The organism is Agromyces luteolus (assembly GCF_009729855.1).
GTDB classification, from domain to species: Bacteria; Actinomycetota; Actinomycetes; order Actinomycetales; family Microbacteriaceae; genus Agromyces; species Agromyces luteolus.
Map to the genome: position 1 here is coordinate 92,393 of NZ_WODA01000023.1, position 12,266 is coordinate 104,658.

The following is a 12,266-nucleotide window of genomic DNA, read 5'->3' on the forward strand; positions in this document are numbered from 1 at the left end:
CATGCATTCCGGGAGTTACGGAAGCGTTACCAACATTTGTTGGGCTCCCCGGGCAATAGGAGGAACATGGCCCGTGCCACCGCCGACGATGACGATGGCACCCGGAGGGGTCGACCTCACCTTGCTAGGGGAGAGACATGAGAACGACATCCTTGGCCTCCGCCGTCGCGATCGCGGGCGCGTCCGCCCTGCTGCTGGCGGCCTGTGCGAGCGGTGATTCCGATGGCGGTTCCGACGGGGGTGGCGATGCCGTCGCCGCCCGCGCGTGCGTGATCCTGCCCGACGCGGCGTCGTCGCCGCGGTGGGAGAACTTCGACCGCAAGTACCTCGAGGAGGGCCTCTCGGAGGCCGGCTTCGAGACCGACATCCAGAACGCGCAGGGCGACACGAGCATGTACGCCACGATCGCGGACCAGCAGCTCAGCAAGGGCTGCGGCGTGATGATCCTCGTCGACTACAACGGTGCGGGCGCGGCGGTGGCCGAGCAGGCGTCGGCCGAGGGCATCCCGGTGATCGCGTACGACCGCTCGATCGAGGGCGCCGACTACTACGTGTCGTTCGACAACGTCGAGGTCGGCCGACTCGAGGGCCAGTCGATCCTCGACGGCCTCGAGGCCGCGGGCACGGACCCGGCCGAGGCGATCGTGGTGTACATGGGCGGCGACCCGTCCGACAACAACGCCGCGATGTTCAAGGAAGGCGCGGTCGAGGTGATGGAGGCTGCGGGCATCACGCCTGCCGCCGAGCCGCCGGGCGTGTGGGACGGCGACAAGTCCGCGACGAACTTCGAGCAGGCGCTGACCTCGCTCGACGGCCAGGTCGACGCCGTGTGGGTCGCGAACGACACCAACGCCGCAGGCGTGATCACGATCCTCGACAAGAACAACCTCGTCGTGCCGGTCTCCGGCCAGGACGCGTCGATCGCAGGCCTGCAGAACGTGCTCCTCGGAAAGCAGACCGCGACGGTGTACAAGCCGGTCGCGCTCGAGGCCGAGGCCGCGGTCGAGCTCGCGGTGCAGCTGCTGAACGGCGAGACGCCGGCCGACCCCGGCCTGGAGGACCCGTACGGCACGCCGTACATCGCGGTCACCCCGCAGCTGGTCGGACCGGACGAGGTCATCACCGTCGTCGAGGCCGGCGACGCCGACCCGGCCGAGCTCTGCCAGGGCGAGGTCGAGGCCAAGTGCGCCGAGTACGGCATCGAGTGACCACCGATCGCGCCGGGCACTAGCTCGTCGCACCACGGAGGCCCGGGTCGCGGTACGTCGCCGCGACCCGGGCCCCGATTCCCCTTCCCGGCGGAGCGCCGCACGTGCCACGCTGGGAGCGACGACGACGATGTCGGAAGGAACGCCATGGACGCGCCACTCATCGAACTCAGCGGGATCCTGAAGAGTTTCGGCCCGGTCAGCGTGTTGAAGGGGGTCGACCTCAAGGCCTACCCGGGCAAGGTCACCGCGCTGGTCGGCGACAACGGGGCCGGGAAGTCGACGCTGATCAAGGGGCTCGCCGGTGTGCAGCCCTACGACGACGGCGTCGTCAAGTTCGACGGCAAGCCCGTGGCGCTCCATTCACCGCGCGAGGCCGCGCGCCTGGGCATCGAGGTCGTCTACCAGGACCTCGCGCTCTGCGACAACCTCGACATCGTGCAGAACATGTTCCTCGGTCGGGAGGAGACCGAGTTCGGCACGTTCGACGAGGGCCGCATGGAGAAGGACGCCTCCGACACGCTCCGCTCGCTGTCGGTTCGCACCGTGAAGTCGGTGCGCCAGAAGGTGTCGAGCCTCTCCGGCGGTCAGCGGCAGACGGTGGCCATCGCCCGCGCGGTACTGAAGAACGCCCGCCTCGTGATCCTCGACGAGCCGACGGCAGCGCTCGGCGTCGCGCAGACCGAGCAGGTGCTGCACCTGGTCAGTCGCCTCGCCGAGCAGGGCGTGGCGGTCATCCTGATCAGCCACAACCTCGCCGACGTGTTCGAGGTCGCCGACCACATCGACGTCCTCTACCTCGGCCAGATGGTCGCGCACCTCGATGCGCGCGAGACCACTCGCGACGACGTCGTCGGCTACATCACCGGTGCGAAGGTCCAGCAGGAGGCGACGGCGTGAGCACGCAGAAGACCCCGTCGACGACCGGTCCGGCACCGGACACGAGTGTCCACGACGTCGAACTCATCGGCAGCGGCCAGGAGGGCACGATCGGGGATCAGGCACGGGCCTACTTCCAGCGCCTGCAGCACGGCGACATGGGCGCCCTGCCCGCGGTGGCCGGGCTGGTCGTGCTCACGATCCTGTTCAGCTTCCTCAGCCCGTTCTTCCTCACCGAACGCAACTTCGCCAACCTGCTCACCCAGGCCGCGACGCTCGTCATGCTCGGCATGGCGCTCGTGTTCGTGCTCCTGCTGGGCGAGATCGACCTGTCGGCGGGCGTGACCAGCGGTATGACGATGGCCCTGTTCATCGTGCTCGTCAACGTGCACGCGGTGCCCTGGGTCCTGGCACTCGTCATCGCGTTCGCCGCCGGCATCCTCACCGGTACGTTCATCGGCTTCTTCGTGGCGAGGGTGGGGATCCCGTCATTCGTCGTGACACTGGGCCTGTTCCTCGGGTACCAGGGCCTGACCCTGCTGATCATCGGGTCGGGCGGTCTCTATCGGGTGCAGATCCCCGAGATCCGCGACATCCAGAACTCGAACATGCCCGTGTGGGCCGGCTGGGCGATGCTCGGCGTCATCCTGCTGATCTCGGCGGGCATGTCGTTCTGGGACCGCGCCCGCCGCACCCGCGCCGGTGTGCCCAACCGCACCATCACGCTCGTCTGGATCAAGCTCGGCGTGATCGCGGTGATCGGCGGCGCCGCCGTCGCGGTGCTGAGCCGCAATCGCGGGCAGTCGGTCGGCGTGGTCGAGGGCGTGCCCATCGTCGTGCCCATCGTGCTCGTGATCCTCTGGATCGGCACGTTCGTGCTCGACCGCACCCGGTTCGGGCGATACCTCTACGCCATCGGCGGCAACGCCGAGGCGGCCCGCCGCTCGGGCGTCAAGGTCATGCTGATCAGGTGGACGGCGTTCATCGTCTGCTCGACGCTCGCCGTCGTCTCCGGGCTGTTCTCCATCAGCAAGGTCGGTTCGGTCGATGCCGCGGCCGGTCGCGAGATCGTGCTCTCCGGTGTCGCCGCGGCCGTGGTGGGCGGCGTGAGCCTCTTCGGCGGTCGCGGACGCCTGCTTCACGCCGCGATCGGCGCCCTGGTGATCGCGGTCATCACGAACGGACTCGGGCTGCTGAACCTCGGAGCCGGCGTCAACCTCATGGTCACCGGCGGCGTCCTCATCCTCGCCGCCACCGTCGACGCCGTGTCGCGGGTCCGCTCCGGCGGGAGCCTCATGAGGACCTGAGGACGGGCTCCGGCGGTCCTCACGTCCTCAGCTCCGGCCGAGCCGAGCCTCGGTAGGCTGGATCGGTGTCGTTCGAACCCCGCTCCATCCCGGTCGATCCCGATGCCAAGGGCGCACTCGCGTCGAAAGGGCTCGACTACCGCCTGATCGACCCGAGCGACACCGGGGCGCTCGACGGCTGGATCGACGCCGACCACCGCGGGTTCCACCACGCCCGTCCGCGCGAGGTCACGCGCGAGTACGAGCGTCGCGTCATGGGCGAGCGACGGCTGCACGGGGTCTTCGACCCCGGCGTGCCCGACCCGAACGTGCCGGTCGCCACGGTCTCGAGCTGGCCGACCGGACTCAGCGTGCCCGGGGGTCGGAGCGTCGACGGCTGGGCGGTCAGCTCGGTCACGGTCTCGCCCACCCATCGTCGTCGCGGGATCGCCCGCGCGATGATGGAGGCCGAGCTCCGCTCGGCCAAGCAGGCCGGGGCCGCGGTGGCGATGCTGACGGTCACCGAGGCGACGATCTACGGCCGCTACGGGTACGCGCCCGCGGCGCGTGCGGCCACGATCGAGATCGATCGGCGGCGGGCGAGGTGGATCGGGCCGAGCTCGCCCGGTCGCGTGCACTTCGTCGAGCCGGCGGCGCTCCGCGATGCGGCCGCGGCGATCTCCCGCCGCGCCGTGGCCCGCACGCCCGGCGAGATCGACCGCTGGTCCGGCATCCTCGACCGGATGCTCGGTCTCGTCGATCCCGACTCCGACGCGTCGCGCGCGCTGCGCGCCATCCGCTACGACGACGAGCACGGCCAGCCCCAGGGCTTCGCGGCCTTCCGCGTGACCCGCGAGCCGAACGAGCCCGGCTGGGCCGAGTTCGACGTGCTCGCGGCGGCGACCGACGACGCCGAGCGAGCGCTCTGGCGGGTGCTCGTCGAGCAGGACTTCGTCTCCGGCGTCCGAGGCCGCCTGCGTTCGGTCGACGAGCCCATCGAATGGCTGCTCGAGGACCCGAGGGCGGTCCGCGTGACCGAGGCGTCCGACCACCTGTGGGTGCGCATCGTCGATGCGGCCGCGGCGCTCGGCGCCCGACGCTACGGCGCCGCGGGCGAGCTGGCGCTGGACATCGAGGATCCGCTCGGGTACGCCGCCGGCCGCTACACCCTGCTCGCCTCGGCCGACGGCCGCGCGGTCGTGCACGTCCCCCGCGCCGACGGGTCGACGGACGGCGCGGGCGCCGGCTCCTCGGGAACGACGGCCGCGCCGAAGCGCGAACGCTCCCGCGCGCGCGCGAGCGCCGAGGGCTCGGGCTCCCGTTCCGCCGCCCGCGCCGCGGAGCCGCGATCGCTGAAGCTCGACGTGCGCGACCTCGCCTCGATCTACCTCGGCGGCGTGCGCCCGTCGGTCCTCGCGCGGGCCGGTCGGATCACCGCGTCGTCGAACGGCGCCCTCGAACTCGCGGACCGGATGTTCGCGTCGACGCGCGCGCCGCACCTCAGCATCTGGTTCTGACGAGTCGTCAGGCGGCGTCCTGCCGCGGGAAGATCACCTTCTCCACGATGATGATGAGCGACGCGGCGACCGGGATGGCGACGAGCGCGCCGAGCACGCCGCCGAGCGTTCCGCCGGCGACCGCGGCGATCACGACGAGCGCACCCGGCACCGCGACCGCGCGGCTCATGATGCGCGGGCTCAGCACGTACGCCTCGAGCTGCATGTAGACGAGGTAGTAGATCGCCGCGGCGAGGCCCGTCGCGGGCGAGGCCGCGAGGCAGATCAGCGAGATGATCACGGCGCCCGTGAGCGTTCCGATGAGCGGCACCAGCGAGCCGAGGAAGGCGATGAACGCGAGCAGGATGGGCGCGGGCGCGCCGATGATCGTCAGGAAGACGAGGCTCAGCACGCCGTTGACCGAGGCGAGGCTGATCTGGCCGATGACGTACCGGCCGACCGATCCGGTGATCTCCTGCGAGACGTCGACGAAGCCGTTGCGCGACGAGGCGGGGACGAACCGGGCCGAGTAGCGCTTCATCGCGTCGAGTGACGCGAGGAAGTACAGCGTCAGGATCAGCACGATCGTCGCGCCCGTGAACCCCCCGGCGATGCCGGCGCCGACCGCGAGGATGCCGCCCGTGAGCGCCCCGATGTTCGAGGGATCGGCGAGCCAGTCGCCGATCGCGGAGATCGAGTCGGCGAGCCAGGTGCTGCTGCCCGTGATGGAGCCGATCCAGGCCACGAGGTCGCTGTTCTGGAAGTCCTGGACGATCTGCTCCCAGTTCGTGACGACCTCGGTGATCTGCGTCACGACGATCGGCACGATGGTCGCGATCAGTCCGATGAAGAGGCCGATGACGGCGGCGAACACGATGAGGATCGCGACCCAGCGCGGCATCCCCCGTCGCTGGAGCCAGCTCACGATCGGGTCGAGGCCGAGCGCCAGGAACAGCGCGAGGGCGATGTAGAGGATGACCGTGCTGAGCTGGCCGACGATGCCGCCGAGGAACAGCGCGAGCAGCACGCCGATCGCGCCGACGAAGCCGATCCGGAACGCGCGGACGCGCACCTCGGGGGCGTTCGGGTCCCGATCGGCGGTCACCTCGGCCTGCACGGTCGGCTCGGGCTTCCGGATGGCGCCGGCCACTCGTCTCCACATGGCTGCGACGCTACGCCCGCGACCCGCGCGGGGCGGATCGGCGCGCCGCGAGGACCGGCGCCGCGGCCCGCGACCTCGCGGTGCCGGGCGGAGGCGCCTCGACGGCCGTCACCCGATGAGCCCTGTGCTCGCCGCGATGCCCACGACGATCGCGATGCCGATGCCCAGGACGCCGAGCACGATCCCCGCGATGCCCGCATGCCGTCTCCGCCGGTCGGCCCCGGCGACGGCGTCACCGGTCGCGCGCGCCCAGACGGGGATGCGCCCCTTGCGCACCTGCTTCTCGAGGATCATCAGGCGGATGATGTCGCGCATGGTGCTCGCGACGTCGTGGGCGTTCGGGCGGACGGCCGGATCGTCCGCGGTCATGGCACCGAGGATCGATCGCCACTCGGCGCCGAGGTCCTCGGGGATGGCCGGTGGCCGGTGCAGCCGCGCGAGTGCGGCCTCGATCGGCGTGCCCGTGTACTCGCGTTCGCCCCGCAGCGCCTCGAGGAGCACGAGGCCGAGCGAGTAGATGTCGGTCGCCGCGGTGACGTCCTCACCCCGCGCCTGCTCGGGCGAGATGTACGCGGCGGTGCCCATGATCGTCCCGTGACCGGTGAGCCTAGTGCCGTCGACGAACTGCGCGACGCCGAAGTCGGCGAGGCGGGTCATCAGCGTGTACCCGAAGGTCGGCACCTCGCTGACGAGGATGTTCTCGGGCTTGACGTCGCGATGGATCACCCCGCGACCGTGCACGTAGCTGAGGACGTCGGCGACCTGCGCGCCGATGTCGGCGACCTGGCGGGGCTTCAGCGGGCCCTCCGCGATGCGGTGCGCGAGCGAGAGCCCGTCGATGAGCTCCATCACCAGGTAGCGACGCTCGATGCCGGCGTGGACGAGGCGGCCGGCGTCGTGGACGGGGACGAGTCCGACGTGGGTCAGGCCGCTCAGCAGGTTGATCTCCCGCTCGCGGCGCTGCTGGTCGGCGACCGTCTCCTCGCCGTCGCGGAAGAGCTTGACGGCGACGTGGCGACCGAGCTCGTTGTCGCGGGCGCGGTAGACGTCGGCCATGCCACCGGACCCGATGTGCTCGAGGAACTCGTAGCGGGGCGCGGGTTCCGCCGACGTCGCGGCCGCCGGCTCGGCAGCGGCGTCGTAGCCGGGCGCCGGGACCGGTCGGGGGGTCACCGCCGGCACCACGGGCATCGCGCTCGGGTCGGTGCGGACGGCCGGATCGGAGTACGGCACCTGCCCGGAGTCGGTCCGGTTCGGATCGGCGCGACGCGTCGGGTCGGTGCGGACGCCGACGCCGGGCATGCCCGCCGGCACGGAGCCCGGCGGTCCGAAGGGACCGTCGTTGGGGGTCGACCCGTGCATCCGCGGCCTCTTCTCTTCGGCCGTCGAGGCCGATCCATGCGCTGTGGCGATTTCGCTAGTTTATCTAACTAGCATCTTCTCGGACAACTCCTTCCGAGAAGTATCAGCGACCGTACTCCGCGCAACAATTTCCGCCGGCAGGCTTGACAGGCCGCGGATTCTCCGAGTGGGCGCGCGTCAGGAGCCCGTGGCGGACCGGGAGGCGTCGATCGCCGTCACCGTGGCCGCCGGCGCCTCGTCGCCGGCCGCGTCGCGCACCGAGTCCACCGCATCGCGCATCGCCTCGAGGAATTCGAGGACGACCATCGCCTGCTCCCCGTCGAGGCCCTCGGCGACGTCGATCATGCGGCGGTGCATCTCGCCGAGCGTCGCCCGGACCTCGTCGTCGCTCGCGATCGTGGGCGCGATGACGAGCGCTCGCCGATCGGTCGGGTGGGGCCGACGCTCGACGTGCCCGCTGCGCACCAGCCGGTCGATGAGCACGGTCGTCGACGCGGACGAGATCCCGAGGTGCGCGGCCAGGTCCTTCGGGCTCACCGACCGGCCCTCGCCCTCGCGCTTCAGCAGGTACCGGATGGCGAGCAGGTCGGTCTCGCCCATGCGCATCGCCGATCTGGTTCGTCGACGCATCGCCGCCTCGGCCGCGCGATAGTCGCGCAGCGCGTTCAGGACCGCGACCCCCCTGCGGGTGCGATCGGCGGAATACCAGTACCCCGAGGATCGCTCGTCAGACATCCACCTGATACTACAGGAACTCGTTACTAGACGCTCTAGCGAATCCCGCCCGGCGCGGCGAACGTGATCACCCCTCCGTCAGAAGGAGTGCAGGTACACCCACGGCAGCCGATCCATCATCAGCCGGTGCCGAGGACCGTCGGCGTCCGGCCCGTCATCGGGAACCGCCCGGTGCGCGCGGTCGTCGGTGTGGAAGTGCTCGTCCTCCTGCCAGTAGAGCGTCGTCCGGTCGTCGTCGAACCGCCCGACGTACGCGCGCAGCTCGTGCGCCTCGAGCGCCGCGAGCGCCGCGTCGACGTCGGCCGCGTTCCGGAGCTCGTGGAGGGTCACCCAGGTCGGCGGGAAGAGGGTCATCGCGCCGTCGGCGTGGTGCTCGAGCGCCTCGGTCGGCGTCAGCCACTCGACCTGGACGAGCTCGTCCGTCGCGGGACGGACCTCGGCGACGGGCGCGCGGGCCGCGAAGAAGCGCGTCCGCATCCGCTTCGGCACGCCCTTCGGCGGGTTCCAGAGCGCGAACTCGACGAGGTCGTCGACAGCGATCTCCAGCCCGACCTCCTCGAAGGTCTCGCGCACGGCGGCCCGGCGCGCCGCCGGTGCGGAGTCGATCGGATCGCCAGCGGCATCCGCCTCGTCGACGGCGCCGCCGGGGAAGACCCACGCGCCGGCGAACGAGCCGCGGTGCGGCCGCTCGCCGAGGAGGACCTCGACGCCACGTGCGCCCTCGCGCAGGATCACCACGGTCGCCGCCGACCCGACGGTCGGCTGGCCATCGGAATCCACCTCGACGTGCATGCCGAACAGGATACGCCGGTGGCTACACTTCGGAACATGGCCGAGACCGCCGACGCTCCCCCGCTCCCCGACGGCGTGACCCTCGTCCGCGCACCCAATCCGGGACCGATGACGCTCGACGGGACGAACTCGTGGGTCCTCCGCGGCGAGGGCGCGACCGGCTCGGCCGTCGTCGATCCGGGGCCGACGGATGCCGCGCACCTCGCGCGCCTCGCCGAGGGCGGCGTCGAGCTGGTGCTCGTCACCCACCGCCATCCCGACCACACCGACGCGGTCGACGCGTTCGCCGAGCTCACGGGTGCGCCCGTGCGCGCGATCGACGTCGCGTGGTGCCGCGGGGCCGATCCGCTCGCCGACGGCGAGGTCATCGCGGCGGGCGGGTTCCGCCTGGAGGTGCTGGCGACGCCGGGCCACACGTCGGACTCGATGTGCGTCGTCATCCGGGGCGCCGAGGCGACCGACGACGCGCCCCTCGGCGTCCTCACGGGCGACACCGTGCTCGGCCGGGGCACCACGATCATCGCCCACCCCGACGGCGCGCTCGGCCCCTACCTCGAGTCGCTCGATCGGCTGCTCACGATCGGCATCACCGCCGCCGACGCCTCGGGCGCCGTGGCGGTGCTCCCCGGGCACGGCCCGGTGCTCCCGGACCTCGCCGCGATCTGCGACGCCTACCTCGCGCATCGCGCCGAACGGCTCGACCAGGTGCGCGCGGCACTCGCCCACCTGGGCGACGCCGCGACGCCCGAGGCCGTGACCGACGTCGTGTACGCCGACGTCGACCCCGCCGTGCGGGGCGCGGCCGAGGCATCCGTCAGGGCGCAGCTCGACCACCTGCGCGGCGCCTGAGGCGTACGCGCAGGCCTGCCGAAACGGCTCAGTCGCGCGACGCCGGCTCGAGCGCCGTGCCGGTGTCGTCGACGTACTGCTGGTGCAGGTGCACGGGTTCGACGGGCTTCTCGCCCGCGCGCTTGCGCTTGCGCGCCGCGGCGGCGAGGTTCAGCGCCTCGACGAAGATCGCGAACGCCATCGGCACGTAGATGAGCGCCTTGTCGATCTTGACGCCGAAGCCGTCGGCGACGAGGAACACGCCGATCAGCAGGAGGAACGACAGCGCGAGCATCTTCACGGTCGGGTGCCGGTTGACGAACGCGAAGATGTAGCGCGCGGCGAACAGCATGATGCCGAACGAGAGCACCACGACCGTGATGATCACGATCATGTTCTCGGTCATGCCGACCGCCGTGATCACGGAGTCGAGCGAGAACACGATGTCGAGCGCGAGGATCTGGGCGATCACGGCGCCGAACGTCGCGGTGCCCGCACCGGTCGTGTGCTCCTCGTCGCCCTCGAGCTTGTGGTGGATCTCGGAGACGGCCTTGTAGACGAGGAAGATGCCGCCCGCGATGAGGATCAGGTCACGCCCGGAGAAGCCCATCCCCCAGATCTCGAACAGGTCCTCCTTCAGCGTGATGATCCAGCCGGCCGCGAAGACGAGGCCGACGCGCATGAGCATCGCCAGCGTGAGGCCGAGGTTGCGGGCCCTCGCCTGCTGCTCGACGGGCAGCTTCGCGGCGAGGATCGAGATGAAGATCACGTTGTCGACGCCGAGCACGACCTCGAGCACGAACAGGGTGAGGAACACGGCCAGCAGGTCGGGCGTGAACTCGAGGGAGAAGTCCATGCCGCCCATTCTCCCCGACGCGCGGCTGTGTCCATGCCGTGAGGCGCATGACGATTCAATCGACCTCGTCCCGGTCGTCGTGCGCGGCGTCGTCGAGCGAGATCGGTGGGATCGCGAGGCCGAGCGGATGCCGCATCCACACCTGCCGCGTCCGACGGTGCTCCTCGCGCGTGCTGAACCGGTAGAGCTCCGTGCGGGCCCGCACCGAACGCGGTCGCGCGCCGCCGAAGGGGTCATGCGCGAGCAGGCGCAGCGTCGCGGCATCCGCCTCGAGCAGCCGCTCGAGGAACCGCAGGAACCATGCCTCCTCGAGGCGGCCGAGCGGCAAGAACCACATGAGCCAGTCCAGCCGCAGGTGGTACGGCGCGAACTGGCGCGGGATCCGCCGCGGATCGCCGGGCTTGCCCTTGAAGGCGTACTCGCGCCACTCCGCGGCCGGGTCGCGCGGGTCGTCGGACGTGCCCTCGACGACGACCTCGACGCGCTGCCGGGTCACGGACCCGAACGCGCCGTATGCGTTGACGAGCATGTACCGGTCGAAGCTCGCGTTCATCAGCTGCCGCTTCGAGAGCAGGTTCATGAGCGGATGCCGGCTGAGCCAGAGGACGAGCGCGGTGACGAGCAGCACGATCGCGATCCACCACGGCGGGCTCGCGGCATCCGTCGGCGCCTCGATCGCGTCGAGCGGCAGCCACGGGAGCAGCCACTGCACCACGTCGTCGCCGACCGCGCCGAAGGCGAGCACGATCGTGATCCAGTTCAGCCACGCGAAGTTGCCCGTGATGACGAGCCAGAGCTGCGTCCCGATGATGATCGCGGCCGCGATCGTGCGGACGGGCTGCGGCGCGAACAGCAGGAACGGCACGACGAGCTGCGCGGCGTGGTTCCCGAGCACCTCGAGCCGGTGGAACCACGTCGGCAGGAGGTGCGCCTGCCGGCTGAGCGGGCCGGGCATGGGCTGGGTCTCGTGGTGGTAGGAGAGCGCCGTGAGGTCGCGCCAGGCACGGTCGCCGCGGATCTTGATCATGCCCGCACCGAACTCGAGCCGGAAGACGAGCCACCAGACGAGCACGATCGTCGGCAGGGGCGGCGGCACCTCGCGCGAGCCGAGGAAGGCGACGAGGAACCCGGCCTCGCAGAGGAGCATCTCCCACCCGAAGCCGTAGAACGTCTGGCCGACGCTCACGATCGAGAGGTACAGCGCCCACAGCGCGAGGAACGCGAGCATCGGCGCCCACGGCGGGCCGAGCTGCGGCAGCCCCAGGACGAGGGATGCCGCGAGCACCATGCCGACCGCGCAGACCGCGACGAGCCGCGAGTCGCGGTACTCCCACCGGCGGAAGATCGTCGGGCCGAGGAAGCCTCGCCGTCGGGTGCGCCCGAGTCGGCCGACCTTCTCGCCGGCGCGTTCCGCGCGTTCGCGGATGCGCCGTTCGGCGTCGTCGACCGCGCGCAGCAGGCTCGGCACCGGCAGGAGCCCGTGCTCCCCGAGCAGCGGGCGGAAGTGGTTCAGCGTCGAGAGGAACGCGACGAGGAAGAGCGCCGCGATGCCGCGCTGGAGGACCTCGCGCGCGAGCTCGGCGTCGCGGGCGTCGAACCAGGCGAACCAGGCTGGCCAGTCCACGACGTCACGCTAGCCCGCGTGCGATGGCCGATCCGGGC

11 protein-coding genes are annotated in these 12,266 nt (G+C 71.2%); 5 read left to right on the forward strand and 6 right to left on the reverse strand.

Features of this window, described 5'->3' with window-relative positions; all coding sequences use genetic code 11:
- Window positions 1-137: 137 nt before the first annotated feature.
- The 4 genes from GLX25_RS12300 (at window position 138) to GLX25_RS12315 (ending at window position 4,890) form a co-directional block, all read left to right on the forward strand.
- Window positions 138-1,208: a sugar ABC transporter substrate-binding protein gene (locus tag GLX25_RS12300; RefSeq protein WP_155842747.1), complete on the forward strand. Its 1,071-nt coding sequence runs from the start codon at window positions 138-140 to the stop codon at window positions 1,206-1,208.
- A gap of 147 nt (window positions 1,209-1,355) precedes the next feature.
- Window positions 1,356-2,108 carry an ATP-binding cassette domain-containing protein gene (locus tag GLX25_RS12305; protein ID WP_155842748.1) on the forward strand — a complete coding sequence of 251 codons (753 nt, stop codon included), beginning with the start codon at window positions 1,356-1,358 and terminating at the stop codon, window positions 2,106-2,108.
- The gene (locus GLX25_RS12310) at window positions 2,105-3,394 is read left to right on the forward strand and encodes a sugar ABC transporter permease (protein ID WP_166548775.1); all 1,290 of its coding nucleotides are present in this window, start codon (window positions 2,105-2,107) and stop codon (window positions 3,392-3,394) included. Before GLX25_RS12305 ends, GLX25_RS12310 begins: the two co-directional genes overlap by 4 nt.
- A 65-nt stretch (window positions 3,395-3,459) precedes the next feature.
- Entirely contained in the window at window positions 3,460-4,890 is a 1,431-nt protein-coding gene (locus GLX25_RS12315; protein ID WP_155842749.1) for a GNAT family N-acetyltransferase, read from the forward strand.
- A gap of 7 nt (window positions 4,891-4,897) precedes the next feature.
- Here the strand turns inward: GLX25_RS12315 and GLX25_RS12320 are convergent, their stop codons facing one another.
- The 4 genes from GLX25_RS12320 to GLX25_RS12335 form a co-directional block, all read right to left on the reverse strand.
- Window positions 4,898-6,031, reverse strand: coding sequence for an AI-2E family transporter (locus GLX25_RS12320; protein WP_155842750.1), 1,134 nt, complete (start codon window positions 6,029-6,031; stop codon window positions 4,898-4,900).
- Window positions 6,032-6,139: 108 nt separating this feature from the next.
- Window positions 6,140-7,393, reverse strand: a complete 1,254-nt coding sequence (locus GLX25_RS12325; protein WP_155842751.1) for a serine/threonine-protein kinase — start codon at window positions 7,391-7,393, stop codon at window positions 6,140-6,142.
- Window positions 7,394-7,570: 177 nt separating this feature from the next.
- A complete protein-coding gene (locus tag GLX25_RS12330; RefSeq protein WP_155842752.1) occupies window positions 7,571-8,128 on the reverse strand; it encodes a MarR family winged helix-turn-helix transcriptional regulator in 558 nt (185 codons plus the stop codon).
- A gap of 78 nt (window positions 8,129-8,206) precedes the next feature.
- Window positions 8,207-8,920, reverse strand: a complete 714-nt coding sequence (locus tag GLX25_RS12335; protein WP_155842753.1) for an NUDIX hydrolase — start codon at window positions 8,918-8,920, stop codon at window positions 8,207-8,209.
- A gap of 36 nt (window positions 8,921-8,956) precedes the next feature.
- Between GLX25_RS12335 and GLX25_RS12340 the strand changes: the two genes are divergently transcribed.
- The gene (locus GLX25_RS12340) at window positions 8,957-9,769 is read left to right on the forward strand and encodes an MBL fold metallo-hydrolase (protein ID WP_155842754.1); all 813 of its coding nucleotides are present in this window, start codon (window positions 8,957-8,959) and stop codon (window positions 9,767-9,769) included.
- 28 nt (window positions 9,770-9,797) lie between these two features.
- On the opposite strand, the gene GLX25_RS12345 is transcribed toward GLX25_RS12340, so the two are convergent.
- Both GLX25_RS12345 and GLX25_RS12350 read right to left on the reverse strand, forming a co-directional pair.
- Complete coding sequence (locus GLX25_RS12345; protein ID WP_155842755.1) at window positions 9,798-10,604, reverse strand: TerC family protein; 807 nt, start codon at window positions 10,602-10,604, stop codon at window positions 9,798-9,800.
- A gap of 55 nt (window positions 10,605-10,659) precedes the next feature.
- Complete coding sequence (locus GLX25_RS12350; RefSeq protein ID WP_166548776.1) at window positions 10,660-12,228, reverse strand: lipase maturation factor family protein; 1,569 nt, start codon at window positions 12,226-12,228, stop codon at window positions 10,660-10,662.
- Window positions 12,229-12,266: the final 38 nt, after the last annotated feature.

Excerpts from the sequence above, each read along its gene's own strand:
- GLX25_RS12330 (WP_155842752.1), bottom strand. The coding sequence starts at position 8,128 with ATGTCTGACGAGCGATCCTCGGGGTACTGGTATTCCGCCGATCGCACC.
- GLX25_RS12300 (WP_155842747.1), top strand. The coding sequence starts at position 138 with ATGAGAACGACATCCTTGGCCTCCGCCGTCGCGATCGCGGGCGCGTCC.
- GLX25_RS12345 (WP_155842755.1), bottom strand. The coding sequence starts at position 10,604 with ATGGACTTCTCCCTCGAGTTCACGCCCGACCTGCTGGCCGTGTTCCTC.
- GLX25_RS12305 (WP_155842748.1), top strand. The coding sequence starts at position 1,356 with ATGGACGCGCCACTCATCGAACTCAGCGGGATCCTGAAGAGTTTCGGC.
- GLX25_RS12320 (WP_155842750.1), bottom strand. The coding sequence starts at position 6,031 with ATGTGGAGACGAGTGGCCGGCGCCATCCGGAAGCCCGAGCCGACCGTG.
- GLX25_RS12340 (WP_155842754.1), top strand. The coding sequence starts at position 8,957 with ATGGCCGAGACCGCCGACGCTCCCCCGCTCCCCGACGGCGTGACCCTC.
- GLX25_RS12335 (WP_155842753.1), bottom strand. The coding sequence starts at position 8,920 with ATGCACGTCGAGGTGGATTCCGATGGCCAGCCGACCGTCGGGTCGGCG.
- GLX25_RS12325 (WP_155842751.1), bottom strand. The coding sequence starts at position 7,393 with ATGCACGGGTCGACCCCCAACGACGGTCCCTTCGGACCGCCGGGCTCC.